The sequence below is a fragment of the Streptomyces sp. NPDC111606 genome (assembly GCF_055656945.1).
This window is the reverse complement of sequence record NZ_JBVKBY010000002.1, coordinates 137843-163087: the sequence shown is the minus strand read 5'-3', so window position 1 is coordinate 163087 and position 25245 is coordinate 137843. Positions and strand designations below refer to the sequence as shown.

Here is a 25245-nt window from a genome sequence, read left to right as displayed (position 1 = left end):
GAGCTCGGTCGCTTGGGCGCGGGGGCGGCTGGAGGAGCAGGTGTCGTGAACTTACGGCCATGACCGGGGCGTTGGGTGCCACGCTCGCCCTGCTGCTGTGGGGTGCGGCTCCCGCCGCGGCCGGAGGATCGACAAGCGTCTTCCTGGCCTCACCGGAGAGCCAGGAGACGGCTTCGCTGTACTACTCGGACGAGGAGTACGGCGAGCTGGACCGGCTGCTCGGCCCCGGGGGCAGGGGCACGCGGGACAAGCCGCCCGAGGCCGACCTCATGGCGTCCCACCAGATCAGCGTCACGTGGATGGCCCATGACGTGACGCCGTGGCGCCTCGACCGGGTCTACGAGATGGACGACGGACGGAACGTCTGGATACACACAGCTGTGGGCCGTGACCAGCCGATGAACGGCACCTGGCATCGCGCCGAGCAGCCGGCCCAGCTGCGCACCCTGTTCAAGGACCTGGGCCTGATGAGCAAGACCTCGGCCGAGGGAAGCGCAGCAGCCGTCCCTCCGGAGTCGGAGGCATCCGGAGACGGCGAGGGCGCGCAGGACTCGTCCGGCATCGCGACCGACACCACGGACACCGCGACCGAGGCGCCGCTGGCCCAATCAACCGGGTCGGGTGACGGCACCGACTGGTGGTGGGCACTGCCGGGCGCGGCAGCCGGAGCGATGGTTGCGCTGGTCCTGCGGCCCTTTGCCACTCGGCTGCCTCTGACGCGCTTGCGCGGTGAACCGGGGCCCAGGCAGGAGCTGCGCGACGTGTGAGGACGGCCTGAGAGGCGGACCGCAGACCGGTGGGGACTGGGGGCCCTACCCGGCAAGGAACGGCTCGGCCGACGAGCGAACTGATGGGGCTGATGAGACGCGAGGGGGAGCAGTGGGGGCACCTGGCCGAGGGCGGAGAGGATGGAAAGGGTGGAGAGCAGCTGGCTGGGGCAAGGCAAGGCTCGCGCTGCTCGTCCCGATGTCGGCTGCGCTGGCCTTGTGCGGACCAGCGACGACCGCCGCGGCGGCCCCGGCGCAGGGGCGGGACGTTCCCGATGTGGCGGTGGTCGTCGCGGGTGGCATGGGACGGACGACGACTCTGCGCTCCGGCGAGTCGGCCTTCGCTCGCCTCTGGCAGCTGCTGCAGCCGACGTATGTCGGGACGGAGCGGGTGTCGGAGGAGTGGGTCGAAGGGCGTCATCCGTCGATGCGCATCACGGTGATCTGGGGACTGACCGGGGTCGGTGGCTGGCCTCGCACGCATCGGCCGCCGGGCGGAGACGTGGCCATCCAGCGGCAGGACCAGCTGTTCGTGGCCGGGGACGGCACGCCCTGGGTGCGGTCGGATCTCGCTCCCGACGTGGAGGACGACGACATCCGCTGGCACCGGGCCCCACGCTCCGTCTTCGAGCGGCTGGACCTGGCAGGACTCCTCGGCGAGACGGAGGACCAGTTCGTCGAAGCCTCTGACGCCGGGGAGCGGCCCGGCCTGGCAAAGACGGATGCCGGGTGGGCGGTGGCCGGGCTGGCTCTCGGGTTCGCGACCGGAGTGGGCGGCACGCTCCTGATACGCCGCGCGGCGACCCGGCCGGGAGCCGGACCGCCGCGGGAGGAACCACGCCATGAGTTGATCGACCTGGATCTCTGAGAACGCCAGGAAGATGCCCCAGAGGCGTCAGCCCAGGTCGATCTCCGGGTACAGCGGGAAGCCCGCCACGAGGTCGGTGGCGCGGTGGGAGATCTCGTCGGCGACCTTCGGGTCCAGGATGTGCTGAGCCTTGGAGGGGGCACCCTTGCTGGTGGTGCCGGGTTCGGTGGTGGTGAGGACACGGTCGATGAGGGCGGCGACCTCGTCCATCTCCGCGGTGCCCAGGCCACGGGTGGTCAGGGCGGGGGTGCCGATGCGGATGCCGGAGGTGTACCAGGCGCCGTTGGGGTCGGCCGGGATGGCGTTGCGGTTGGTGACGATGCCGGACTCGAGGAGCGCGGCCTCGGCCTGGCGGCCGGTGAGCCCGTAGGAGGAGGCGACGTCGATCAGGTTGAGGTGGTTGTCGGTGCCGCCGGTCACGAGGGTCGCGCCGCGGCGCATCAGGCCTTCGGCCAGCGCCCGGGAGTTGTCCACGATGCGCTGTGCGTAGTCGCGGAAGGACTCCTGGCGGGCCTCGGCCAGGGCGACGGCCTTGGCGGCCATGACATGCGGGAGCGGGCCGCCGAGGACCATCGGGCAGCCGCGGTCGACCTGGTCCTTGAGGGAGTCGTCGCACAGGACCATGCCGCCGCGCGGGCCGCGCAGCGACTTGTGGGTGGTGGTGGTGACGATCTGGGCGTGCGGGACCGGGTCGAAGTCGCCGGTGAGGACCTTGCCGGCGACGAGACCCGCGAAGTGGGCCATGTCGACCATGAGCGTGGCGCCGACCTCGTCGGCGATCTCTCGCATGATCCGGAAGTTCACGAGACGGGGGTAGGCGGAGTAGCCGGCGACGATGATCAGCGGCTTGAACTCGCGGGCGGAGGCACGCAGCGCCTCGTAGTCGATCAGGCCCGTGGTGGGGTCGGTGCCGTAGGAGCGCTGGTTGAACATCTTGCCGGAGATGTTCGGGCGGAAGCCGTGGGTGAGGTGGCCGCCGGCGTCCAGGGACATGCCGAGCATGCGCTGGTTGCCGAAGGCCTGGCGGAGCTCGGCCCAGTCTGCCTCGGTGAGGTCGTTGACCTGGCGGACGCCGGCCTTCTCCAGGGCGGGGGCCTCGACGCGGGCGGCGAGGACGGCCCAGAAGGCGACGAGGTTGGCGTCGATGCCGGAGTGGGGCTGGACGTAGGCGTGGCGTGCGCCGAAGAGCTCGCGGGCGTGTTCGGCGGCGAGGGACTCGACGGTGTCGACGTTGCGGCAGCCGGCGTAGAAGCGGCGGCCGACGGTGCCCTCGGCGTACTTGTCGCTGAACCAGTTGCCCATCGCCAGGAGGGTGGCCGGGGAGGCGTAGTTCTCGGAGGCGATCAGTTTGAGCATCTCGCGCTGGTCGGCGACCTCCTGGCCGATGGCGTCGGCCACGCGCGGCTCGACGGCGCGGATCACGTCGAGGGCGGAGCGGAAGGCGGTGGACTCGGTGGAAAGGGGCTCGGCTGACATGGGGACCTCCGGACGGCGTGTACAGCGTTCACGGTTCGGCCCAGGCGCACGGCACTCGGTACTGGACGACGAGGTCCAGTGGGCCGCTCCCCGATGGTCGGTCCCATCCCAGCGCGCCAGTCACGGCCCGTCGATCAGCCTACCGGGCGCGCCGATGGGGCATGGTCCCGCGTCCGCCATGCGAGCAACGATAGGAAGGGGCCGCAAAGCACTCGAACGGCCAGAAATGGACAGTGGCCACGAATCTCGTGACTGGCGGAGCGCGAGTCCTCGTGGCGGCGGAAACGGAGAGCCCCGTGAGTACGTCGAGCACCACCGAATCCCTGATCGCCGCGGTCGACGCGCACAGCGCCCACAACTACCACCCGCTGCCGGTCGTGGTGGCGACGGCGGACGGGGCGTGGATGACGGATGTGGAGGGGCGGCGGTATCTGGATCTGCTGGCCGGGTATTCGGCGCTCAACTTCGGGCACTGCAACCGGCGGATCCTGGATGCGGCGAAGGCGCAGCTGGAGCGGGTGACGCTGACGTCGCGGGCGTTTCATCACGACCTGTTCGCTGCGTTCTGCGAGCAGCTCGCCGAACTGTGCGGGATGGAGATGGTCCTGCCGATGAACACCGGGGCGGAGGCGGTGGAGACGGCGGTGAAGACCGCCCGGAAGTGGGGTTACCGGGTCAAGGGAGTGCCTGCGGAGATGGCGAAGGTCGTCGTCGCGGGCAACAACTTCCACGGCCGTACGACGACGATCATCAGCTTCTCCACCGACCTGGAGGCGCGGGCGGACTTCGGGCCGTACACGCCTGGCTTCGAGATCGTGCCGTACGGGGATCTGACGGCGATGCGGGAGGCGTTGACGGAGAACACGGTGGCGGTGCTGCTGGAGCCGATCCAGGGCGAGGCGGGGGTGCTCGTTCCGCCGGCTGGTTATCTGCCGGCGGTGCGGGAGCTGACGCGGGAGCGGAACGTGCTGTTCATGGCGGACGAGATCCAGTCGGGGCTGGGTCGCACGGGTCGGACGTTCGCGTGCGAGCACGAGGGGGTGGTGCCCGATGTGTATGTGCTCGGGAAGGCGCTCGGGGGCGGTGTCGTGCCGGTGTCGGCGGTGGTGTCGTCGGCCGATGTGCTGGGCGTGTTCCGGCCCGGGGAGCACGGGTCGACGTTCGGCGGGAATCCGCTGGCCTGTGCGGTGGCGCTGGAGGTGATCGCGATGCTGCGGACGGGCGAGTTCCAGGAGCGGGCGGCGCAACTCGGCGCGCATCTGCATCGGGAGCTGGGCCTGTTGGCCGGGACGGGGCGGGTGACGGCGGTGCGGGGACGCGGGCTGTGGGCGGGGATCGACATCGCCCGGATGTACGGCACGGGGCGGGAGGTGTCGGAGAAGTTGATGGACCGGGGTGTGCTGGTCAAGGACACCCATGGGTCGACGATCCGCGTCGCGCCGCCGCTGGTGATCGGGGAGGAGGATCTGGACTGGGGGCTGGCCCAGTTGCGGGGTGTGCTCGGGATGTAAACCGGCGCCGCCGGACGGCCGGCTTCAACTGTGTTCGGTGTGGTCGAGGATCGCATGGGCGAGAGGCTTGTGGAGCTCGGGCGGGAGGGCGTGGGCCATGCCGCGGAGCTCCACGAGGTTGGCACCGTGGATCGTCTGGGTCAGGTGGTGGGCGTGCGGGAGGGGGAAGACGGGTTCAGCGGGCGCTGAGACGACGAGGGTGGGCACGGTGGTCCGGGCGAGCTGCTCGGTGCGGAGCATGCCGGAGGTGTCGGCGCGGGCGTGGGCGTCGCCGGGCCTGTGGTGGCCGGTGTGGGCGATGACCTTGCGTTCCAGGGTGCGGAAGTAGTCGTCGTCGAAGGGGAGTTGGTCGCCGGACAGTGCTCGCCAGTGTTCGACCCGCCGGTCCAGCTCGGCCTCCTGACCCTGGTCCGTCCACGGCTGGGACCACAGTTCGATGATGCGGGGGTCGACGCCGGGGAGTTCCTCCGGCGGGGTGCGGGTGCCGTCCGGGTGGAGGTACGGGGTGTCGCTGAGGGCACCGGTGCCGATCAGGGTCGCACTGCGCAGGCGGTCGGGGTGATCGGCGATCAGGAGCTGGGTGAGCATGCCGCCCAGCGACATACCGACGACATGGGCAGGTGCGACGCCAAGTCCGTCCAGGACCGCGAGGGCGTCGTCGGCGAGGGTTGTGAGGGGGTAGGGGTGGCTGTCGAATGCCCAGGTGGAGCGGCCGGTGTCGCGGTGGTCGTAGCGGATGACTCGGTGCTGGGCGGCGAGGAGGTCGACCAGCTCGTCCGGCCAGCCGCAGCCGGAGGCCTGTGCGCCCATGATCAGCAGGAGCGGGGGCGCGTCGGGGGCGCCGCGGTCTTCTGCCCAGAGATGGATGCCGGGTGCTGCGTCGATGACGTGTTCCATGTGACCCCCTTCGAAGCGCGAGACGATACGTACCGTATCGCAACTTCGCCGCTACCGCTGCCGCTGCCGGTCGGTCATGCCGTTCTCAGGCTCCTGGGCTTGGTGCGCCGGTCGGCGCTTTCAGAGGATCACGTGCGGGAGGAAGCGCGCGTACCCATCCGTGATCAGGCCGGACGACTCGCGGATGCCCAGGCCTGCCGATTCGCCCTCGACGACCCACGCGCCGAGGACGACGTGGTTGCCGTCGAAGGCAGGGAGGGGGGCCAACTGCTGGTAGCAGCAGGGCTCTTCGCGGACGGCCGGGTCGGCGCCGGTGGTGTTCGAGGACGTCGGCTCGTGCACGGTCACCCCGGCGCCCTCCCGGCCCAGCAGGGGCTTGGCGACGTAGCCCGTCGTCGTCGCCAGCTCCCGTGGCCCGTCGAGATGGGCGGGGAGCAGGTTCGGGTGGTCCGGGTAGAGCTCCCAGAGGATGGCGAGGAGGGCCTTGTTGCTGAGGAGCATCTTCCAGGCGGGCTCGATCCACAGCGTCGAGCCGGTGCCGCCGCCGTTGTCGAGGGTGCCGAGGACGTGGTCGGCGAAGCGGTCGGTGGTGAGCCACTCCCAGGGGTAGAGCTTGAAGCAGCTGCGGATGAAGCGCAGTCGGGTGTCGACGAAGCGGCCGGAGAGACGGTCCCAGCCGATCTCCTCCATGGAGATCCAGCCGGTGTCCAGCCCCGCCTGTTCCGCGGTCTCCTTCAGATAGGCGACGGTCATCATGTCCTCGCCGAGCTCGTCGGCGGAGGAGTACGCGAAGTACAGGGGGCTGCCGGGCGGGAGCAGGGCGGACTGTTTCTTCCAGGCGGCGATGAGGCGTTCGTGGAGGGAGTTCCACTGGTCGGCGCCGGGGAAGCGTTCCTCCATCCAGAACCACTGGGGCGAGGCGGCCTCGACGAGGGACGTGGGGGTGTCGGCGTTGTACTCCAGGAGCTTCGCCGGGCCGGTGCCGTCGTAGCGCAGGTCGAAGCGGCCGTAGACGGAGGGGAGTTCGGCGCGGCGGTGCCAGGCGTCGGTGACCGCGTGCACGACGCGCGGGTCGGTGATGCCGAGGTCGGCGAAGCGGTTCTCGGCGACGATGTGCTCGGCCGCCGTCAGGCACATGCGGTGGAGTTCCTCGACGACCTCCTCCAGCGCCTCGACCTCCTCCAGGGAGAAGACGTAGTAGGCGCTCTCGTCCCAGTACGGGCGCAGGGAGTTGTCGGGGTGGCGGGTGAGGGGATAGATGAGCCCCTGCTCCTCGACGGTCTGCTGCCAGCCGGGGCGGGGGGTGGTCGTGCGGCGCTCCATCGTCTACGGGTCCCGCTCAGCCGCCGCCGCTGCCCGAGCCCGAGCAGCCGAAGCCGCCGCGGTCGACGGCCTCGCTGCGGCTGAAGGTGCCGTAGTCGGCGCGGCTTCCGGAGACGTCGGCGTCGTAGTACCAGGCGGCGTCCGCGCTGCCGGTCTTCTTCTTGCCGCCCTTGCCGCTCTTGCCGTACGAGGTGCTCGACCCCGTGCCGGACTTGCAGTTCTTGTCCGCGACGACCTTGTAGCCCTCGTAGGTGTAGCTGTCGCGGTCGACACAGCGGCGGTCCGGGGCGGAGCTGCAGGAGGTGAGGGCCGCGGCTATGACTCCCATGCCGCCGAGGACGACAGTGCTGGAGCGCAGCCTGCGTCGTGTTTCCGCCATGTGTGTCTCCCCCGATGGTCCTGCTCCGACTCGTCCGGCGGACAGCCTAGAGATCGTTTCGTACGGGGCTGTCAGGGGGGCTGCCCATTCGATGCTCGCCTACAGTCGCTTTGTGCTGTTTGGGATGGTGTGTGCGCTGGGTGCGGCGGTCTGTTTCGGTACGGCCACCGTCCTGCAGGCGATGGCCGCGCGGGCGGCGAGTGCGCAGGGCGGCCGGGGCGGCGAGGCGGGGGTGCTGCTGCGGTCGCTTCGGCAGTGGCGGTATCTGGCCGGGCTGGCCTTGGACGGGCTGGGGTTCGTGCTGCAGGTCGTCGCCCTGCGGTCGCTTCCCATCTACGCCGTCGGGGCGGCGTTGGCGTCCAGTCTCGCGGTGACGGCGGTCGTCGCGGCGCGGTTGCTGCGGGTGCGGTTGCGGCGCAATGAGTGGGCCGCGGTGGGGGTGGTGTGCGCCGGGCTCGCGATGCTGGGGCTCGCTTCGGGGGCGGAGGGGGATCGGGAGGGGTCGGACGCGCTCAGGTTCGCGATGCTCGGGGTGGCCCTGGCGGTGCTGGGGGTCGGGCTGGCCGGTGGGCGGTTGCCGGAGCGGGGGCGGGGGTTGGTGCTGGGGTTGGCCGCGGGGTTCGGGTTCGGGGTGGTGGAGGTGGCGGTGCGGTTGATCGACTCGGTGGCGGTGCCGGAGCTGCTGGCCAACCCGGCCACGTATGCGCTGGTGTTGGGGGGCGGGGCGGCGTTTCTGGCATTGACGTCGGCGTTGCAGCGGGGGTCTGTGACGACTGCGACGGCGGCGTTGGTGATCGGGGAGACGATTGGGCCGGCGCTGGTGGGGGTGGTGTGGCTGGGGGATCGTACGCGGGAGGGGTTGGCCTGGCTGGCGGTGCTGGGGTTCGTGGTGTCGGTGGTGGGGGCGTTGGCGTTGGCGCGGTTCGGGGAGGCGCCGGTTGCCTCCGGCGGGGAGGGGGACGGGGAGGGGCGGGCTCGGGTGGCCGACTGAGTGGGGCCTCGTCCTCAGACGCCGGACGGGCTGCAATGCCCACGCCCCCTCACGGCAACACCCTCCCCAACGCCTCCAACGCCCCCGCCCACGCATGGTCCGGCGGCGTCCCGTATCCCACGACCAAGGCATCCAGCGGGGGCACCGTGGCCGACTCGTGGCGGTAGGCCGTCAGCCCGTGGAGGGCCAGACCCTGCCAGGTTGCTGCCTGGGTGACGGACTGTTCCGTGCCGGCTGGGAGGCGGAGGACGGCGTGGAGGCCCGCCGCGATGCCGGTGACCTGGAGGTGGGGGGCGTGGGTGGCGAGGGTGCGGACCAGGGCGTCTCTGCGGCGGCGGTAGCGCAGGCGGGCGGCGCGGACGTGGCGGTCGTAGGCGCCGGAGGTGAGGAACTCCGCGAGGGTCAGCTGGTCCGGGGTGCCGCAGGTGTCCACGCCGCCCTTCGCCTCCGTCACCTCCTCCAGCAAGGTCGGCGGCAACACCATCCAGCCCAGGCGCAGGCCCGGGGCGAGGGACTTGCTGGCCGTGCCGAGGTAGACGACGCGGTCGGGGTCCAGGCCCTGAAGTGCGCCGACGGGCTGGCGGTCGTAGCGGAACTCGCCGTCGTAGTCGTCCTCCAGGACCACACCGCCGGTGCGGCGCGCCCAGTCGACCACGGTCGCCCGGCGGTCGCGGTGCAGGGGCACGCCCATCGGGAACTGGTGGGCGGGGGTGAGGAGGACCGCGCCCTCGTCGCTCAACTGCCCAGGGTTCGTGCCCAGTTCGTCGAAGGGGAGCGGGGTCGTGGACAGGCCCGCCCTCGTCAGTTGCCTCCAGTGCGGTGGCAGGCCGTACGACTCCACGGCCACCGTCTTCAGCCCGCGTGCCCGTAGCACGGTGGCGAGCAGGTGCAGGCCGTGTGCGAAGCCGGCGCACACGACGATGTGGTCGGGGTCGGCGCGTACGCCGCGGGCTCGGGAGAGGTAGCCGGCGAGGGCGGTGCGCAACTCGGCACGGCCGCGCGGGTCGCCGTAGCCGAGGGCGTGGTTCGGGGCGGCGAGGAAGGCACGGCGGGCCGCCTTGAGCCACTCCGCGCGGGGGAAGGCGGAGAGGTCGGGGGTGCCGGGGACCAGGTCGTAGACGGGGCGGGGGCGCTCCGGACGGGGACCCGTGAAGGGGCGGGCGGGGGCGTGAGGTGGGGTGATGGCACGAGGCGCGGCGCCGGCGCCGGGCGCGGTGGGCCCGCCGGATGCCGGCCTGACGCCGGCCGCGGCCGTGGCGGCCGATGCCGTCACCCCGCCCCCTGGCGGGATCACTTCCCGGTCAGCCACCCTCGTGCCCGACCCCTGGCGGGCGGTGAGCCAGCCCTCCGCGACCAGTTCGGCGTAGGCCTCGGCGACCGTGTTGCGGGCGATGCCCAGGTCGGCGGCGAGGGAGCGGGAGGAGGGCAGGCGGGTGCCCGGGGCGAGGCGGCCGGTGCGGACCGCTTCGCGCAGAGCGCCTGTCAGGCCCCGCCGCAGGCCCCCACCCGCCGGTTCCAGGTGGAGGTCGACGCCCAAAGTGGCCCAGGGTTTCGGCATGGAAGTGGACCATACTCCTGGGCTGCTTCGCTCCTAGGGTCGAGATCATGACGACCACGGACACGACCTCGACCAGAACCTCCACCTCCACCTCCACCTCGACCATCGAGTACGCCCCCGAACGCCCCGCCCGGCTGCAGTGGGCCCAGCTCGCCCCCGCCGTCTACAAGGCGATGATCCGGCTCGACACCGCCGCCAAGCAGGGCCTCGACCACAGGCTGTACGAGCTGGTGAAGATCCGCGCGTCGCAGATCAACCACTGCGCGTTCTGCGTCGATATGCACAGCAAGGACGCGATCGCGGCGGGCGAGAGCGTCGAGCGGGTCGTCCAGCTCAGCGCCTGGGACGAGTCGCGGCACTTCTACACCGAGAAGGAGGTCGCGGCCCTGGAGCTGACCGAGGCGGTGACGGTCCTGACGGACGGCTTCGTGCCGGACGAGGTGTACGAGCGGGCCGCCAAGCACTTCGAGGAGGCCGAGCTGGCTCAGTTGATCTCGGCGATCGCGGTGATCAACGCATGGAACCGGTTCGGCGTGAGCTTCCGCATGGCCCCCGGCCACCACCAGCCCGCACAGCACGCGGGCGGGCACAAGTGACGGTCCGAACGGCCGGAACGGCCCGAACCGTCCGGACCCGGTCTCTCGACCCAGCGGTCGGGCAGGCCATGTCCTCCCTCAGCGCCACCGCCAAGAAGGGCCTCGGCGACCCCGCGCTCGCCGAGCTCGTCGTCATCCGGGCCTCACAGCTCAACCACTGCGCCTTCTGCCTGGACATGCACCTCACGATCGCCCGCAAGTACGGCGTGAGCGAGCGGCAGCTCGATCTGCTGGCCGCCTGGGAGGAGGCAGAGGACGTCTACGACGAACGGGAGCGGGCCGCGCTCGCGCTGACCGAGGCGGTCACGGTCCTCACGGACGGCTTCGTGCCCGACTATGTGTACGAGCGGGCCGCCAAGCACTTCGACGACTCCGAACTCGCCCATCTCATCGGGCTGGTCGTCGCCATCAACAACTGGAACCGGGTGATGGTCGCCCGCCGCATTCCACCAGGGGGATACCCGACGTGACCGAACGACGGACGGAAACCGTGAGCAAGGCCGACGCCTTACGCGCACTGCACCGGCGCCGCTCCCCCGGCGACCCGCTGGTCCTGCCCGGTCCCTGGGACGCCGCCAGCGCCCGCGTCTTCGTCGAGGCGGGGTTCCCGGCGCTCGCCACGCCGAGTGCAGGGGTCGCCGCCTCCCTCGGCCATGAGGACGGGCAGACCCCGGCCGACGAGATGTTCGCGGCGGTCGCGCGGATCGTACGGGCGGTCGACGTGCCGGTGTCGGCGGACATCGAGGGCGGGTACGGGATCGCGCCGAAGGAGCTGGTGGAACGGCTGCTGGAGACCGGGGCCGTGGGATGCAACCTGGAGGACTCCGAGGGCGGGGTCCTGAAGGATCCGCGCCGGCACGCCGAGTGGCTCGCCGAGGTGCGGCACGCCGCCGCCGACCGGCTCTTCGTCAACGCCAGGATCGACACGTTCATCCGGGCGCGCCAGGACGCCGACCCCAAGCGGGCCGCCGAACAGGCCATCGAGCGCGCCGCCCTGTACGTCGCCGCCGGCGCCGACTGCGTCTATCCGATCGGCGCCCCCGTGGACGTACTGCCACTGCTGCGGTCCGGCATCCAGGGGCCGGTCAATGTGCACGGCACCGTGACCGGCGGCCCCTCGCCCGCCGAACTCGGCGAACTCGGGGCCACCCGCATCACGTTCGGGCCGGGGCTCCACCGCACCGCCACTCAGGCGCTGCGCGGCATCGCCGCCGACCTCACCACATGAACGTCAGGACAGCCACGCCTTCCACGTGGACTCGTGGCTGTCCGCCCACTTCTTCGCCGCCTCCTCGGGCGACATCTTCTGGTCGGCGATCATCAGGGAGACCTCGTTCTGGTCCTCGGTCGTCCACTTGAACTTCTTCAGCAGGGCCGCCGCCTCGCCGCCGTTCTTCGAGAAGTCGGCGTTGAGGTACTTCTGCAGCGGGGTGTGCGGATAGGCGCAGGCGACCTTCTCCGGGTCCGCGTCGCAGCCCTCCTTGTACGCCGGCAGCTTCACCTCGGTCATGGGGACCTTCTTGAACAGCCACTGCGGCGAGTACCAGTACGTCAGGAAGGGCTTCTTCTCCTTGGCGAACTGCTTGATCTGGGTGATCTGCGCGGCCTCCGAGCCGGCGAACACGACCTTGTAGTCCAGGTCGAGGTTCTTCACCAGCGCCTTGTCGTTGGTGACGTAGGAGGGTGAGCCGTCCATCAGCTGGCCCTCGCCGCCGCTCTCGGCGGTGCGCATCTGTTCGGCGTACTTGTTGAGGTTCTTCCAGTCGGTGACGTCCGGGTGCTGCTTGGCGAAGTACGTCGGGACGTACCAGCCGATGTGCCCGGTGACCCCGAGGTCGCCGCCGGGCACGATCGTCTTCTTGTCCTTGACGTACCGCTGCTCCTCCTCCGGGTGGCCCCAGTCCTCCAGGAGCGCGTCGACCCGGCCCTGGCTGAGGGCGTCCCAGGCGGGCACCTCGTCGATCTGGACGGTGTCGACGCGGTAGTCGAGCTTCTTCTCCAGCAGGTACTGCACGACGGCCACGTTGGCCTGCGCGCCGACCCAGGACTGGACGGACAGCGTCACGGTCCTGGCGCCCTGCGCGTTGGCGAACGGCGAGGCCTGCTTGGTCATGTCGGCGGCGCCGCAGCCGGTCAGCAGTGCCAGCGAGGACACGCCGGCCACTACGGCAGTCGTGCGAAACGCACGGGTACTACGCGTACGAAGTCGCATGTCACGCTCCCTTCTTCGCGCGGCGTTCCGTCGGCTGGGTCACGCGGTCCAGCATCAGACCCAGGCAGACGATCGCCGCGCCGGCCACCAGACCGGTCGCGAGGTCGCCCTGCGCGAGGCCGAAGACGACGTCGTAGCCGAGCGCGCCACCGCCGACCAGGCCGCCGATGATGACGACGGCGAGGACCAGGACCACGCCCTGGTTGACGGCGAGCAGCAACGCCGGGCGGGCGAGCGGGAGCTGGACCTGCCGCAGCTGCTGCGCGGGGGTCGCGCCGAGTGAGCGGGACGACTCCAGGGCGGCCGGGTCGACCTGGCGCAGGCCCTGGGTGGTGATGCGGACGACGGCGGGCAGCGCGTAGACGACGGCCGCGGCGACCGCGGGTGCGCGGCCGACGCCGAACAGCGCCACCACCGGGATCAGGTACACGAACTGCGGCATCGTCTGGAAGACGTCCAGGACGGGCCGCAGCAGGCGTTCGAAGCGGTCGCTGCGGGCCGCCGCGATGCCGGTCGCGAAGCCCAGGACCAGCGTGACGGCGACGGCCGCGAGGACCTGGGAGAGGGTGTCGAGCGACGGTCCCCACACGCCCAGTACGCCGATCGCGGCCATGGCGAGCACGGCGGTCAGCGCGGTGCGCCAGGTGCCGATCAGCCAGGCGAGGGTGGCGACGATCAGCAGGACCGACCACCAGGGCAGCCACTGCAGGCCGTCGCGCACGGGGTCGAGGACCCAGGTGGTGAAGTGGGCCGCCCAGTCGGCGGTGCCGCCGATGACGGGGACACCGGAGTAGAGGTGGGCGGTCATCCAGTCGACGGCACGGTTGACCGGCTCGGCGATGTTCAGGGTCCAGGCGTCGGGCCAGTCGAGGCGGCCCAGGAGGCGTCCGACGACGGCTACGGCGACGGCGGCGACCAGGGCGTACAGCCAGCGTGCCCGGCCGTTCGGCTGGGGCTCGTCACCGAGGCCCTCCCCGGCCGCTCCGGTCACCCGGTCCAGTACGACGGCGAGGAGCACGATCGGGATGCCGGCCGCGAGCGCCGCGCCGACGTCGACCGAGGCCAGCGCCTGGTAGACGCGGTCACCGAGGCCGCCGGCGCCGATGACGGAGGCGATGACCGCCATCGACAGCGCCATCATGATCGTCTGGTTGAGGCCGAGCAGGAGTTCCTTGCGGGCCAGCGGGATGCGGGCGGTCAGCAGGCGCTGCCGTGCGGTGGCGCCCAGCGACTCGACGGCCTCCAGCACCTCCTTGTCGGCGCCGCGCAGGCCGAGTGCGGTGAGGCGGGCCATCGGCGGGGCGGCATAGACGACAGTGGCCAGGACGGCGGCGGGGACCCCGATGCCGAAGACCAGGACGACGGGGAGCAGGTAGGCGAAGGCCGGGAGCACCTGCATGGTGTCCAGGACGGGACGCAGGACCCGGTCCATACGGTCGGACAGCCCGGCGGCGAGACCCAGCAGCATGCCCACGACGACCGAGGCGAGGACCGCCACGATCATCAGCGCGAGGGTCTGCATGGTCGGGATCCACATGCCGAGGAACCCGCAGGCCAGGAACGCGGCAGCCGTGCCGGTGGCGAGCCTCGGGCCCGCGACGCGCCAGGCGGTCAGGGACGCGGCGGCCGTGACGCCGGCCCAGCCGGCGGCGAGGAGCACCAGGTACACGGCGCGTACGCAGATCACGACCGCGTTGCTGATGTGGCCGAAGAAGTAGAGGAACAGCGGGTGGCCGTCCCGGTTGTCGATGATCCAGTCGCTGGTTTTGGTGAGCGGCTCGGAGAAGTCGACGGTGAGCGCGGAGGGCCAGGTGCCGCTCGCCCAGCGGGCGTTCGCCAGCGGTACGAGGATCGCGGCGACGAGCGCCAGCAGCAGGAGCTTGCGGACGACCGGGCGTTTGAGGATGCCGGGCGCAGTGGCCCTGGGGGCGGCGGCTGTGACGGTGGCCATCAAGCCACCTCCTTACTCTTCTCCACGCCCGCACCCTGCTGCGTCCCGGCCACGACGCCGAGAAGCCGCTCGTGGTCGACGACGCCCAGGCACCGTCCGGCTTCCATGACGCGGACCGGGGAACCGGTGCGCGCCACGGCCTCGATCGCCTCGGACACCGTCGCGTCCGGCGCGATCGCCGGGCCGCTGCCGGTCTCGTCCGCCGACGCGGCCCGCATGGCCGTACGCACGGTCATGACCTGCTCGCGCGGGACGTCCCGGACGAACTCGCGGACGTAGTCGTCGGCCGGGGAGCCCACGATCTCCTCCGGCGTGCCCAGCTGGACGACGCTGCCGTCACGCATCAGGGCGATGCGGTCGCCGAGCTTGAGGGCCTCGCTGAGGTCATGGGTGATGAAGACCATCGTGCGGCCCTCCTCGCGGTGCAGGCGCACGACCTCCTCCTGCATGTCCCGACGGATCAGCGGGTCCAGCGCACTGAACGGCTCGTCGAAGAGCAGCACCTCCGGGTCCACCGCCAACGCCCGCGCGAGGCCGACGCGCTGGCGCTGACCTCCGGACAGCTGGCCCGGCCTGCGGTGCTCCATGCCCTCCAGACCGACCTTGGCCACCACCTCGGCGGCCCGCTCACGGCGCTCCGCCTTGCCGACGCCCTGGATCTCCAGGCCGTACGCCACGTTGTCCAGGACCGTGCGGTGCGGCAGCAGGCCGAAGTGCTGGAAGACCATCGCGGCGCGGTGGCGGCGCAGTTCGCGCAGCCGGGTCTTGTCCATGGCGCGGACGTCCTCACCGTCGATGGCTATGGAGCCCGCCGTCGGCTCGATGAGCCGGGTCAGACAGCGCACCAGCGTGGACTTGCCGGAGCCGGACAGGCCCATGACGACGAAGACCTCGCCCTTGCGCACGTCGAAGGACACGTCCCGCACCGCCGCCGTGCAGCCGGTTCGCGCGCGCAGCTCGGCGGGCGCGAGCGAGGCCAGCTCGGGGTCGGCGGGCACGCGGTGCGCCTTCGAGCCGAAGACCTTCCACAGGCCCTCGACGGAGAAGACCGGTGTGTCCTCGGGCGTCGCCGCCTTCGTCGCGGTCGTCGTACTCGTCACGTTCTCGGGCGTCGCAGTACTCATCACGCCTCACTTCCCATCAGGTCGACGGCCTTCTCCCCGACCATGAGCACCCCGATCATCGGGTTCACGGCGGTCATCGTCGGGAAGACGGAGGCGTCGGCGATACGAATTCCGTCCAGGCCGCGGATCCGCAACTGCGGGTCCACCACGGCCAGTTCGTCGTCGGCGGCGCCCATACGGCAGGTACCGGCCGGGTGGTACACGGTGTGCGCGACCTTGCGCGCGTACTCGCTCAGCTCCTCGTCGCCCGTGACGTCCGGGCCGGGGCACACCTCGCGCTTGAGCCAGTGCGCCAGCGGTTCGGTCTTGGCGATCTCTCGGGCGATGCGGATGCCGTCGACGAGGGTGCGGGCGTCGTAGTCGTCCTCGTCGGTGAAGTAGCGGAAGTCGAGCGCGGGCTTCACGGACGGGTCGGCGCTGGTGAGGTGGAGCCGGCCGCGGCTCTTCGGCTTGGGGATGTTCGGCGTCATGGACACCCCGAACTCCGGGCGCTTGTAGCCCAGTCGCTCCGGGTTGTCCGTGAAGGGGATCTGGTAGAAGTGGAACATCAGGTCCGGGCCCTGGTGTTCGGGGTCGCGGCGGACGAACAGGCCCGCGTCGGAGTCCATCGCGGAGTTGTCCGGGATCGGGCCGTCGGTCTCCCAGACGATCACCGACTCGGGGTGGTCGAGCAGGTTCTCGCCGACGCCCGGCAGGTCGTGGACCACCGGGATGCCCAGCTCGGTGAGGTCCTCCTTGGGACCGATGCCGGAGTGCATCAGCAGCCGCGGCGAGTCGACGGCGCCGGCGCACAGGACGACCTCGCGGCGGGCGCGGACGAGGAGTTCCTCGCCGTCCTTGGTGCGCACGTGGACGCCCTCGGCGCGGGTGCCGTCGAGTTCCAGCTTGTACGCCCAGGTCTCCAGCAGGATCGTCAGGTTCTCGCGCTCGTCCATCACCGGGTGCAGATACGCCACCGACGCCGACGAGCGCTTGTTGTTCTCGGGGTGGTAGGCGAGGTCGAAGAAGCCGACGCCGTCGGTGAAGGGCTGCTTGTTGAAGCCCTCGACGCGCGGGACGCCGAGTGCGCCCTGGGCGGCGTCGACGAAGTCGCGGGCGATGGCGTTGCGGTCCTTCTCGTCGACCGGAACGACGTTGTTCTTCAGCCGGGCGTAGTACGCCTCCATCGGCACCGCGCCCCAGCCCGTGGCGCCGGCCTCCTCCCACTCGTCCCAGTCGGACGGCAGCGGCTTGAAGGCGATGAGGGTGTTGTGGCTCGAACACCCGCCGAGGACGCGGGCCCGGCTGTGCCGGATGTGCGAGTTGCCGCGTGGCTGCTCGGTGGTCGGGTAGTCGTAGTCCAACTCGCCGCCGAGCAGGCCCATCCAGCGGCGCAGCGTGAGGACGTCGTCGCGGCCGACGTCGCTGGGTCCGCCCTCGATCACGGCGACCGTGACGTCGGGGTTCTCGGTGAGGCGGGAGGCGATGACCGAGCCGGCCGTGCCGCCGCCGATCACGACGTAGTCGTAGACATGGGTGCTCTGGGACATGGTGGGGGTGGCTCCAGGGGCGTGCGAGGTCTTACGGGGTTGAGGGGAGCGGGACCGGACCGGTCAGCCGGCGAACCAGCGGACCGGCTTCGGCGCGAGGTTCTGGTAGACGTGCTTGCTCTCGCGGTACTCGGCGAGTCCGGCGGGCCCGAGTTCACGGCCCACTCCGCTCTTGCCGAAGCCGCCCCACTCCGCCTGCGGGAGGTAGGGGTGGAAGTCGTTGATCCAGACGGTGCCGTGCCGCAGCCGGCCGGCGACCCGGCGGGCGCGTCCCGCGTCGGCGGTCCAGACGGCGCCGGCGAGGCCGTACTCGGTGTCGTTGGCGAGGGCGATCGCCTCGTCCTCGGTGCGGAAGGTCTCGACGGTGAGGACCGGGCCGAAGACCTCCTCGCGCACGACGCGCATCTCGCGGTGGCAGTGGTCGAGGACGGTCGGCTCGTAGAAGTAGCCGTTCGCCGGGCGCTCCGGGGACGGCTCGGGCCGCCTGCCGCCGGAGCGCAGCACCGCGCCCTCCTTGAGCGCGGAGTCGACGTACGCCTCGACCTTGGCGCGCTGCTGCTCGGAGACGAGCGGTCCGCACTCGACGCCGTCGGCGGTGCCGCGGCCGAGCCGGATCCGGCCTGCCCTGCGGGCGAGTTCGGCGACGAAGCGGTCCCTGACGGACTCCTCGATGATGAGGCGGCCGCCCGCCGAGCAGACCTGGCCGCTGTGGATGAAGGCGGCGTTGAGGGCCTGGTCGACAGCGGTGTCGAAGGCCTCGTCGGTGGCGCAGGCGTCGGCGAAGACGACGTTGGGGTTCTTGCCGCCGAGTTCGAGGGCGACCTTCTTGACGGAGGGCGCCGCGGCCTGGGCCACCTTCGTGCCGCTGACCAGGCCGCCGGTGAAGGAGACGAGGTCGACGTCGGGGTGCTCCGCGAGCCGGGCGCCGACGGTGTGGCCGGGCCCGGTCACGATGTTGGCCACACCGGCCGGCAGGCCCGCCTCGACGAGCAGCTCGATCAGGGCGATGGTCGTCAGCGGGGTGATCTCGCTGGGCTTGACGACGAAGGTGTTCCCGGCGGCGAGGGCCGGCGCGATCTTCCAACTCGCCTGGAGGAGGGGGTAGTTCCAGGGGGTGATCAGCGCACAGACACCGACCGGCTCATGGACGACGACGCTGTGCAGGTCGGGCGAGCCCGCGTCGACGACCCGACCCGGGGCCTCGGCGGCGACGAGGTCGGCGAAGTAGCGGAAGGCATCGGCGACGCAGTCGATGTCGACCCGGCCCTCCTCGACGGTCTTGCCGGCGTCGCGGCTCTCCAGCAGGCCGAGCTTCTCGCGGTCGCGCGTCAGCAGGTCGGCGACGCGGCGCAGCAGGGCGGAGCGCTCGGCGACGGGCGTGCGCGGCCACTCCCCCTGGCCACCGTCGAAGGCACGGTGGGCTGCCGCCACCGCCAGATCGGTGTCCTTCTCGTCGCCCTCGGCGACCACGGCGAACGGCGTGGCGTCCGCGGGGTCGAGGATCTCGCGCGTCGCGCCGGAGACGGCCGTCCGCCACTCCCCTCCCACGTGGAGGGTGCCGCGCGCCTGGAGTTCCGTACTGTCCGCCATGATCGGTGTTGCCTTCCGTTCCTGTTCAGAGCCCCTGTGTCACACACGTGTCACTCACGGGACCGAGTGCGCCTGCCCCCACCCTCCGAATGCATGCGCGATCCACGGTCGAAAGTGCGCTGCGTCACGGAAGATGCGCACAAATACGACAAAAGGCAGCCGACTCCTCCCCTCGATCGACGCAGCGTGTCGTGGCGGAGGGCCTCCAGCAGCGGAGCTATCGTCGCCGGCAGCGCCCCGGTGCCGCCGCCGTTCCCGGGATGAGCTGTGACCCCTGGTGCGCGGCCGCGGTCCGACCGTCGACATCACGACGAGGCCGGCGCCACGTCGGACAGGAGCCGGACGGAGTGCCATGACATCAGCGGGGTCCGGGCAGCAGCCGGCACAGGCACGCGCAGTCGTCGTCGCGCGGCACGGAAAGCTCTGGCTTGTGCCGACCATCCTGTCCGCGCTGGTGGCGCTGTTCCTGTCGCTGCTCTACATGGGCGGCATCATCAATCCGAACGACAGCCTGCGCGATCTGCCGATCGCCTTGGTCGATTCGGACGAGGGCCCGCCTCTGCCGGGACAGCGGCAGCCCGTGGGGGCGCAGTTGAGCCGGGAGGTCATCGCGGCGACTCCGTCGAAGGCCGTGCAGTGGCGCAGACTGAACCAGGCCCAGATGCAGGAGCAGTTGGCGGCGGGCAAGATCTACGGCGCCCTCGTCGTCCCGGCCGACTTCACCTCGTCGGTGGCGGCCCTGACGACTTCCCGCGCCACGGCACGGCCCACCCTCACCCTCCTCACCAACCCCGGCCTGGGAAGCCTCGGTTCGTCCCTGGCCAACCAGATCTCCCAGCGCGCCGCTCACCGGAGCTCCCTGACGATCGGCCGTCAGCTGACCGACCGGGCACAGGCCGGCGGTGCCGACGCGACGCTCCGCGCCCTCCTGGCCGACCCGGTCACCGTCACCACCCGGGTGGGCCACCCGATCGGCCGCCACAGCGGCCTGGGTCTGAGCGCCTTCTACTACACGCTGCTCCTGGTGCTCACCGCCTTCGTGGGCGGCAACATCATCAACAACGGCGTCGACGCGGGCCTGGGCTATACCGACAACGAGATCGGACCCTGGCACTCGCGACGCCCGACGGTCCCGATCAGCCGTACGCAGACACTGCTGCTGAAAATGATCATGACTGCCGGCATTGCCGTGATCACCACCAGCCTGACGATGGTCGCCACGGTCGCGATCCTGGGCATGGACGCGTCGCATCTGCCGTTGCTGTGGATCTTCTCGTACTGCGCCAGCCTGGCCGTGGGCCTGGGCGTGCAGGCCATCAACGCGGCCTTCGGCGGCATCGGCCAGGTGGTGTCCATGTTCGTGTTCATCGCCCTGGCCCTGCCGTCCTCGGGAGCGACCGTCCCCCTCCAGGCGGTCCCCGACTTCTACCGCTTCCTCGCCCTGTTCGAACCGTTCCGCCAGGTGACCGACGGCGTGCGCGCCATCCTCTACTTCGACGCCCGCGCCGAAGCAGGCCTGACCCGCGGCTGGACCATGATCGGCATCGGCCTCGCCGTCGCTCTGCTCTTCGGCTTCGCCATGACCCGCTACTACGACCGCAAGGGGCTGCACCGCCTGGTCCTCCAGGAAGCGTGAGTCGGCGCGTGTGCCGCGGCCTCGGCCCTCGGCCCTCGGCGAGGTGGCTACATGGTGTGCAGGGGCTCCTTGAAGGACTTGCGGAACACCGGCCCGGCGAAGGGGATGATCGGGGACAGCATCTTCGCCTTGAGCGAGGTGGGGTGCCGTTCGAGATCGACGTCGATGCGCGTGCCGTCATCCGTGGGAGTCATCTGGAACTCCCAGCCGCCCGAGCCGAAGGGCTTCGAGTCACGCGTGGTGACGGTGACGTGGTTCGTCGACGGGTCCCACTCGTAGCGTGCGCGCTCCCACGACTTCTCGTTTCCCTCGGTGACCTCGGCCCAGGTGTCTCCGCGCTCGTGCACCTGGAAGTGCTCGGCGTCGATCGAGGGCCACTCCTCGACGCGGGTGGGGCTGAAATTGGTCAGTACCCCCATGACCTCGGACGGGCTCATCGAGGAGTTCACGTGGAAATGCAGGGATGGCATTGACCTGCTCCTTCGTTCGAGAAGACCGCTGAAGGACCACTTCTCAGGATGCACCTCGGCCCAGCGCTGCGCACCGGCAGTCTCGCGGCCCGGCGGAGGTCTGGACGCCGGCAAGGTCTTTGACTAAAGTCAAAGAAATATGGAGCCAGTGTCGACGGACCATGTGACGGCCTTCCGCCGCTTCAACCGTTACTTCACGCGCCGCATCGGCGTACTGGACGACCACTACCTCGGCCAGGACCGCCCGCTCGGCGAGGCCCGGCTGCTGTTCGAGATCGGGGACGGCGCGTCCCTCAGGGAGCTCAGGAGCCGGCTCGGTCTGGACGCCGGGTATCTGAGCCGGATGGCCAAGGCACTGGAGGCCCAGGGCATGGTCAGGCTGAGCGCGCACCCGCAGGACAACCGGTCGCGCATGATCGAGCTGACCCCGGCCGGGCGGGTGGAGGTGACGGAGCAGGACCGGCGGGCGGGCGTCGCCGCGGCCGGGCTGCTGGCGGGCCTGAGCGCACCGCAGCGCACCGAACTGACCGGGGCGATGGCCACCGCCCAGCGGCTGCTGCGCCTCGCGGGCATCACCGTCGACCTCGTCGACGGCGCCGCACCGGACGCCCGGGCCTGTCTGGACGCCTACGCGGCCGACCTCGACGAGCGGTTCCCCGAGGGGTTCGACAAGGACGACCTCGTACTGCCCGAGGAGGTGTCCGGCGACGCCGGCGCGTTCTTCGTCGCCTACGAGGAGCGCCGCCCCGTGGGCTGCGGAGCGCTACGGCGTCTCGAACCCGGCGTCGGCGAGATCCGCCATGTCTGGGTGCACCCCGACGCCCGCCGCCTCGGCCTCGCCCGCCGTCTGCTCGGCGCCCTCGAACAGGAGGCCGCCGCACGGCACCTGACCGCCGTACGCCTGGACACGCACGCCGCACTCACCGAGGCGCAGGCGATGTACCGGGCCTGCGGATACACGGACATCCCGGCGTATGACGACAACATCTATGCCAGCCACTGGTTCGAGAAGCGGCTGCCTCCCGCCTGACCGCCCCTGAGGGCCTCAGCTCGGTGTGAACGCGGCCCTGACCTGCTCCAGCGTCTCCTGGGTCCCGGGCCAGTCCTGCGTCGTGCCCCGCACGACCATCGCGTACAGGCGTCCGTCGTCCGTCTGGAAGACCCGGTCGACGGCCTTGACCCGCTCGCCGAGCTCCTCGCTGTCGTACTCGTAGACGAGCTCGCTCGCATACGTCTCGTCCGGGACCGCTCCCCGGCTGATCTGGGTGAAGCCGGGCTGCCCGGAGAGGCTGTCGACGGCGATGTCGAGGGCGTCGTCGGGGGTGTAGCCCGGTTCGACCACCTCGAAGATCTGCAGCAGGCCGAGCTCGTCGGGCGAGGTGTAGAAGACGACGGCTCCGCCCTTCTGCTCGCTGCGGGTCCAGTCCTCGGGGACGACGGTGGAGAAGCCCGAGGTGTCCTCGACCGCCCGGAACCCGTCGGGTACCTCGGGCGACCCGGATGCCGCGGTGAACGGGTCCTCGGAGGTGGGAGCCGGGTCGGACCAGGTGTCCGAGGGCGGTTCGGCCTGTCCGTCCCGGGACGTCGCGGCCGTGCTCGACGAGGCGCCGCCCGCCTTGTCGTCGTCCCCTGCCCGGTCGACCGCCAGCCAGGTCGCGAGCGCGGTGACCGCGACCGCCGCGCCGACCGCGCCGGCGATGACCCTGTTCCGGCGGCCGCGCGGGGCCCCGGGCGGTGCGACGGGCGCCTGCGGCCAGTCGGAGCCCGGGGCAGGCGGTAACGACCCGTCCACCGGATCCCCGGCGGGCCACTCCGGCCACTCCCCCGGCGCCCCGGCCGTCGGCGGCTTGGGAGGCGGGGGCGGAGCCGAGTGACCGCCCGCGCCCACCCGCTCCCACGACTGTGCGTCCTTGTTCCACCGGACCTCGCCGGCGCCCCCGCCGCGCATCGCTCAGCCCCCGATGAGGCCGGCCACGGCCGTGCCGAGGGCGGTGGCGGACGTGATCGCGCCGAGGATGCCGCTGGCCGCCTCCAGGGCGGTGCGGAGCCGGTCCAGGACGCCGGGCTGGGCGCGGCCGGTGGTGGTCACCTGCCGCTCGGTCTCCTCCAGGCTTGCGGAGAGCTCCTCCGTCTCGGAGGTGGCGGGGTACCTCTTCAGGTCCTCGCCGAGGTCGCGGACGGCCTTCAGCAGGGCCTGATGCGACTCGTCGGCCGGGGCCGACGTCGAGGTGTACGCGGCGCTGGCACCGGCACCGACCGCGATGCCGTTGCCGGTGACGGATCCCCCGACGTACGTACCGGAGCCGGGTCCGTCGGCCGCTGGCGGCTGGTTCATGTGATCCCTCCGTTGTCTGCTGCTGTTCGACGCGCTGGTGTGATGCGTTGATGCGATGCGTTGATGCGATGGGCTGATGCGGCGCTCTGCTGCGACGCGCTATTTCGACGCGCCACCGGCACCGGCCGACGCGGCCGGGGGCGGCTTGCCGGCCGGCGAGTTGGCCTTGCTGTCCTTGCCGATCGCGATCCCGTTGCCCTGTACGTTGCCGCCGACGAAGGTCCCGCTGTTGTTGAACACGTTGGTGACCTTCTGCTCGAACTCGGCGACCTCGTACCCCGCGTTCCACAGCGCCTCGCCGACCCCGCTCGCGATCCGGTCCTGGATGGACTTGAGGTAGCGGGCGATGTCCATCTCCTGGAAGAGGGTCGCCCGGTCGTCGGCGCCCAGTTCCCGTACGGACGCACCGGGCCCGTCCGGCAGCGTGTCCGCGTGGACGTCGGTGAGCTGCCGCCACGTCTGGGCGACGGCGCGGGCGAGGACCCGCAGGGCGTCGCCGGTCGCGGCCGGGATACGCAGCAACGCGAAGAGGTAGCGGCCGAAGCCGCCGCGGTGCAGATGCTCGTGCGCCTTCCTGTCGGCGGTCGCGAACAGCGCGTTGACCGGCGGCAGTACGTGCGGGGCCACTTCGAGCATCAGCATGCCGCCCTGGGTGTGGACCCGGACGAAGACGGTGACGACGACCTCCTCGTCCCACCCGCCGACACGCACCCGCAGGAAGTGCCGTCGCTGCTCGCCGCCTTCCTCGACCGCGTCGGTGCGGTGCATCCGATACGTGTCCTGCGTGTACGGGAAGGCCATCCGGCCCGGCAGTCCTTCCGCGGGCAGGAACACGCACTCGTCCACGACGAGTTCGCGCAGCCGGTCGAGCACGGCGTCGGAGGTCTGCGGGGAGGTGCGCGCCGACGGCTCCCGCAACTGCTCCACCAGCGGCTTGATCTTCTCCAGGACCGTGGCGTTGTCGAGCAGCTCCGCGGGCGTCGCGTCGGTCTTCCTGAGAACGTCGAGAGGGGAGTCCCCGTCGCCGGTCGTGCGGGGGCGCAGTTCGATCGAGAGGGACCACGGTTCGAAGGGCAGTCCCGCGCCGCGGAACGGGTCGGCCTTGGTGTAGAGGATCAGCGGCGCGTGCTGCTCCTGGCGGATACGCCGGCTCAGTTCGCCGAACCGAGGTGCGGATGCCGCCTCGGCCGGGTCGTCGGCGACGTTCGGGAAACGCTGCTTGGACAGCTCGCCCGCGATCGTGCGTGCGAACTGGCCCCGCTGCCCCACGCTGAGCAGGGCCAGCAGCAGCGGCAGCGCGAGCAGGCAGGCGGCGGTGAAGCGGTTGGGTTCCGCGAGGGCCGCGTTCAGCAGGTCGAAGGGGGTGCCGAGGTCGGCGCCGTCCGACGCGTCGAGGAAGCTGTCCCCGGAATCGCCGTAGGAGTCGGACGCGTACTCGTCCGGACCGGCGATGAGCAGCCGGAACAGGGTGACGTACACGAAGACCAGGGTGATACGCCCGTACCAGCGCAGTACGAAGGCGAGGAGCCGCCGGAACATGGCGAACTGCGGGAACTTCCCGTCGATGTCGCGGCTGCCGCCCAGTCGGCGGCCCAGCGCGATCAGGAGGATCGGCCAGATCACCACGGTGATGTGGAACTTGGTGAGCGCCGCCACGACCACCCACAGGGCGATCATCCCCGCCGACCACGCCACTTCCTGGCGGCGGGAACGCAGGGCATGGGCGAGGACGCGGGCCGCGTCGTAGCCGTAGGAGGGCGCGGCGAACCGCTCGCGGTGCACGTACAGTTCGTCGATCACCGCGTCCCGGTAACCGACGTGCAGATACGTCCCCGCGCAGAGCAGCCGGCACGCCTCACTGCGCGCCGGGTCGACCGGACGGCGCGGCCCGGATCTCGGCGCTTGCTCCCGCTGCGGCGGAAGCTGCGGCTGGGTCATGGATCGTCCCCCGATTCAGGAACCAGTCATGGCAGGTTGCCCTGTCATGGCGCGACCAACTCCCCCATCCTGCACAGGAGTTGGTCTCATCAGG

23 protein-coding genes and 1 riboswitch are annotated in these 25245 nt (G+C 71.1%); of the genes, 9 read left to right on the top strand and 14 right to left on the bottom strand.

Going from position 1 to position 25245, the window contains the following annotated elements; all coding sequences use genetic code 11:
- Positions 1 to 59: 59 nt before the first annotated feature.
- Together ACZ7M7_RS08600 and ACZ7M7_RS08595 are read left to right on the top strand one after the other, a co-directional pair.
- Complete coding sequence (locus ACZ7M7_RS08600; protein WP_472114239.1) at positions 60 to 767, top strand: hypothetical protein; 708 nt, start codon at positions 60 to 62, stop codon at positions 765 to 767.
- Positions 768 to 966: 199 nt separating this feature from the next.
- Positions 967 to 1635, top strand: a complete 669-nt coding sequence (locus ACZ7M7_RS08595) for a hypothetical protein (RefSeq protein ID WP_472114236.1) — start codon at positions 967 to 969, stop codon at positions 1633 to 1635.
- A gap of 27 nt (positions 1636 to 1662) precedes the next feature.
- Here ACZ7M7_RS08595 and ACZ7M7_RS08590 read toward each other — a convergent pair whose 3' ends face one another.
- A complete protein-coding gene (locus ACZ7M7_RS08590; RefSeq protein WP_383613698.1) occupies positions 1663 to 3111 on the bottom strand; it encodes a glycine hydroxymethyltransferase in 1449 nt (482 codons plus the stop codon).
- Between the two features lie 31 nt (positions 3112 to 3142).
- Positions 3143 to 3245: riboswitch (ZMP/ZTP riboswitch) on the bottom strand.
- A 162-nt stretch (positions 3246 to 3407) separates the two neighbouring features.
- Between ACZ7M7_RS08590 and rocD the strand changes: the two genes are divergently transcribed.
- Positions 3408 to 4622 (top strand): ornithine--oxo-acid transaminase, encoded by a 1215-nt coding sequence (gene rocD, locus ACZ7M7_RS08585; protein WP_472114233.1) that lies wholly within the window; start codon positions 3408 to 3410, stop codon positions 4620 to 4622.
- 24 nt (positions 4623 to 4646) lie between these two features.
- Here rocD and ACZ7M7_RS08580 read toward each other — a convergent pair whose 3' ends face one another.
- The 3 genes from ACZ7M7_RS08580 to ACZ7M7_RS08570 all read right to left on the bottom strand — a co-directional run bounded on the left by ACZ7M7_RS08580 (position 4647) and on the right by ACZ7M7_RS08570 (position 7221).
- Positions 4647 to 5519, bottom strand: coding sequence for an alpha/beta fold hydrolase (locus ACZ7M7_RS08580; RefSeq protein WP_472114230.1), 873 nt, complete (start codon positions 5517 to 5519; stop codon positions 4647 to 4649).
- A 120-nt stretch (positions 5520 to 5639) separates the two neighbouring features.
- Positions 5640 to 6842, bottom strand: a complete 1203-nt coding sequence (locus ACZ7M7_RS08575) for a glutathionylspermidine synthase family protein (RefSeq protein ID WP_472114227.1) — start codon at positions 6840 to 6842, stop codon at positions 5640 to 5642.
- A 16-nt stretch (positions 6843 to 6858) separates the two neighbouring features.
- On the bottom strand, positions 6859 to 7221 hold the full coding sequence (locus ACZ7M7_RS08570; protein ID WP_472114224.1) for a hypothetical protein: 363 nt from the start codon (positions 7219 to 7221) through the stop codon (positions 6859 to 6861).
- A 124-nt stretch (positions 7222 to 7345) separates the two neighbouring features.
- Between ACZ7M7_RS08570 and ACZ7M7_RS08565 the strand changes: the two genes are divergently transcribed.
- Positions 7346 to 8212, top strand: coding sequence for a hypothetical protein (locus ACZ7M7_RS08565; protein ID WP_451171916.1), 867 nt, complete (start codon positions 7346 to 7348; stop codon positions 8210 to 8212).
- Between the two features lie 49 nt (positions 8213 to 8261).
- Here ACZ7M7_RS08565 and pdxR read toward each other — a convergent pair whose 3' ends face one another.
- A complete protein-coding gene (pdxR, locus tag ACZ7M7_RS08560) occupies positions 8262 to 9770 on the bottom strand; it encodes a MocR-like pyridoxine biosynthesis transcription factor PdxR (protein ID WP_472114221.1) in 1509 nt (502 codons plus the stop codon).
- Between the two features lie 47 nt (positions 9771 to 9817).
- On the opposite strand from pdxR, the gene ACZ7M7_RS08555 reads away from it, so the two are divergent.
- The 3 genes from ACZ7M7_RS08555 (at position 9818) to ACZ7M7_RS08545 (ending at position 11594) form a co-directional block, all read left to right on the top strand.
- Positions 9818 to 10366, top strand: coding sequence for a carboxymuconolactone decarboxylase family protein (locus tag ACZ7M7_RS08555; protein ID WP_472114218.1), 549 nt, complete (start codon positions 9818 to 9820; stop codon positions 10364 to 10366).
- Positions 10367 to 10434: 68 nt separating this feature from the next.
- Positions 10435 to 10836: a carboxymuconolactone decarboxylase family protein gene (locus ACZ7M7_RS08550; RefSeq protein ID WP_472114215.1), complete on the top strand. Its 402-nt coding sequence runs from the start codon at positions 10435 to 10437 to the stop codon at positions 10834 to 10836.
- 20 nt (positions 10837 to 10856) lie between these two features.
- The gene (locus ACZ7M7_RS08545) at positions 10857 to 11594 is read left to right on the top strand and encodes an isocitrate lyase/PEP mutase family protein (protein ID WP_472114213.1); all 738 of its coding nucleotides are present in this window, start codon (positions 10857 to 10859) and stop codon (positions 11592 to 11594) included.
- Between the two features lie 3 nt (positions 11595 to 11597).
- Here ACZ7M7_RS08545 and ACZ7M7_RS08540 read toward each other — a convergent pair whose 3' ends face one another.
- From ACZ7M7_RS08540 to ACZ7M7_RS08520, 5 genes are all read right to left on the bottom strand, one after another.
- Positions 11598 to 12578, bottom strand: a complete 981-nt coding sequence (locus tag ACZ7M7_RS08540; RefSeq protein WP_383613672.1) for an ABC transporter substrate-binding protein — start codon at positions 12576 to 12578, stop codon at positions 11598 to 11600.
- A 1-nt stretch (position 12579) separates the two neighbouring features.
- Positions 12580 to 14529 (bottom strand): ABC transporter permease, encoded by a 1950-nt coding sequence (locus ACZ7M7_RS08535; protein ID WP_472114210.1) that lies wholly within the window; start codon positions 14527 to 14529, stop codon positions 12580 to 12582.
- Positions 14529 to 15653, bottom strand: a complete 1125-nt coding sequence (locus ACZ7M7_RS08530; RefSeq protein WP_383630127.1) for a quaternary amine ABC transporter ATP-binding protein — start codon at positions 15651 to 15653, stop codon at positions 14529 to 14531. The genes ACZ7M7_RS08535 and ACZ7M7_RS08530 overlap by 1 nt, the downstream gene beginning before the upstream one ends.
- The gene (locus ACZ7M7_RS08525) at positions 15653 to 17182 is read right to left on the bottom strand and encodes a GMC family oxidoreductase (protein ID WP_383613664.1); all 1530 of its coding nucleotides are present in this window, start codon (positions 17180 to 17182) and stop codon (positions 15653 to 15655) included. Before ACZ7M7_RS08525 ends, ACZ7M7_RS08530 begins: the two co-directional genes overlap by 1 nt.
- A 63-nt stretch (positions 17183 to 17245) precedes the next feature.
- Positions 17246 to 18772, bottom strand: a complete 1527-nt coding sequence (locus tag ACZ7M7_RS08520; RefSeq protein WP_472114206.1) for an aldehyde dehydrogenase family protein — start codon at positions 18770 to 18772, stop codon at positions 17246 to 17248.
- Positions 18773 to 19124: 352 nt separating this feature from the next.
- On the opposite strand from ACZ7M7_RS08520, the gene ACZ7M7_RS08515 reads away from it, so the two are divergent.
- On the top strand, positions 19125 to 20408 hold the full coding sequence (locus tag ACZ7M7_RS08515; protein WP_383613659.1) for a YhgE/Pip domain-containing protein: 1284 nt from the start codon (positions 19125 to 19127) through the stop codon (positions 20406 to 20408).
- Between the two features lie 47 nt (positions 20409 to 20455).
- On the opposite strand, the gene ACZ7M7_RS08510 is transcribed toward ACZ7M7_RS08515, so the two are convergent.
- The gene (locus ACZ7M7_RS08510; protein ID WP_362385017.1) at positions 20456 to 20878 is read right to left on the bottom strand and encodes an SRPBCC family protein; all 423 of its coding nucleotides are present in this window, start codon (positions 20876 to 20878) and stop codon (positions 20456 to 20458) included.
- A gap of 139 nt (positions 20879 to 21017) precedes the next feature.
- Between ACZ7M7_RS08510 and ACZ7M7_RS08505 the strand changes: the two genes are divergently transcribed.
- Positions 21018 to 21908 (top strand): GNAT family N-acetyltransferase, encoded by an 891-nt coding sequence (locus ACZ7M7_RS08505; protein WP_472114203.1) that lies wholly within the window; start codon positions 21018 to 21020, stop codon positions 21906 to 21908.
- Between the two features lie 15 nt (positions 21909 to 21923).
- Here the strand turns inward: ACZ7M7_RS08505 and ACZ7M7_RS08500 are convergent, their stop codons facing one another.
- The 3 genes from ACZ7M7_RS08500 to ACZ7M7_RS08490 all read right to left on the bottom strand — a co-directional run bounded on the left by ACZ7M7_RS08500 (position 21924) and on the right by ACZ7M7_RS08490 (position 25151).
- Positions 21924 to 22826, bottom strand: coding sequence for a hypothetical protein (locus ACZ7M7_RS08500; RefSeq protein ID WP_472114200.1), 903 nt, complete (start codon positions 22824 to 22826; stop codon positions 21924 to 21926).
- 3 nt (positions 22827 to 22829) lie between these two features.
- On the bottom strand, positions 22830 to 23213 hold the full coding sequence (locus ACZ7M7_RS08495; protein WP_383613647.1) for a hypothetical protein: 384 nt from the start codon (positions 23211 to 23213) through the stop codon (positions 22830 to 22832).
- Positions 23214 to 23312: 99 nt separating this feature from the next.
- On the bottom strand, positions 23313 to 25151 hold the full coding sequence (locus tag ACZ7M7_RS08490) for a hypothetical protein (RefSeq protein ID WP_472114197.1): 1839 nt from the start codon (positions 25149 to 25151) through the stop codon (positions 23313 to 23315).
- Positions 25152 to 25245: the final 94 nt, after the last annotated feature.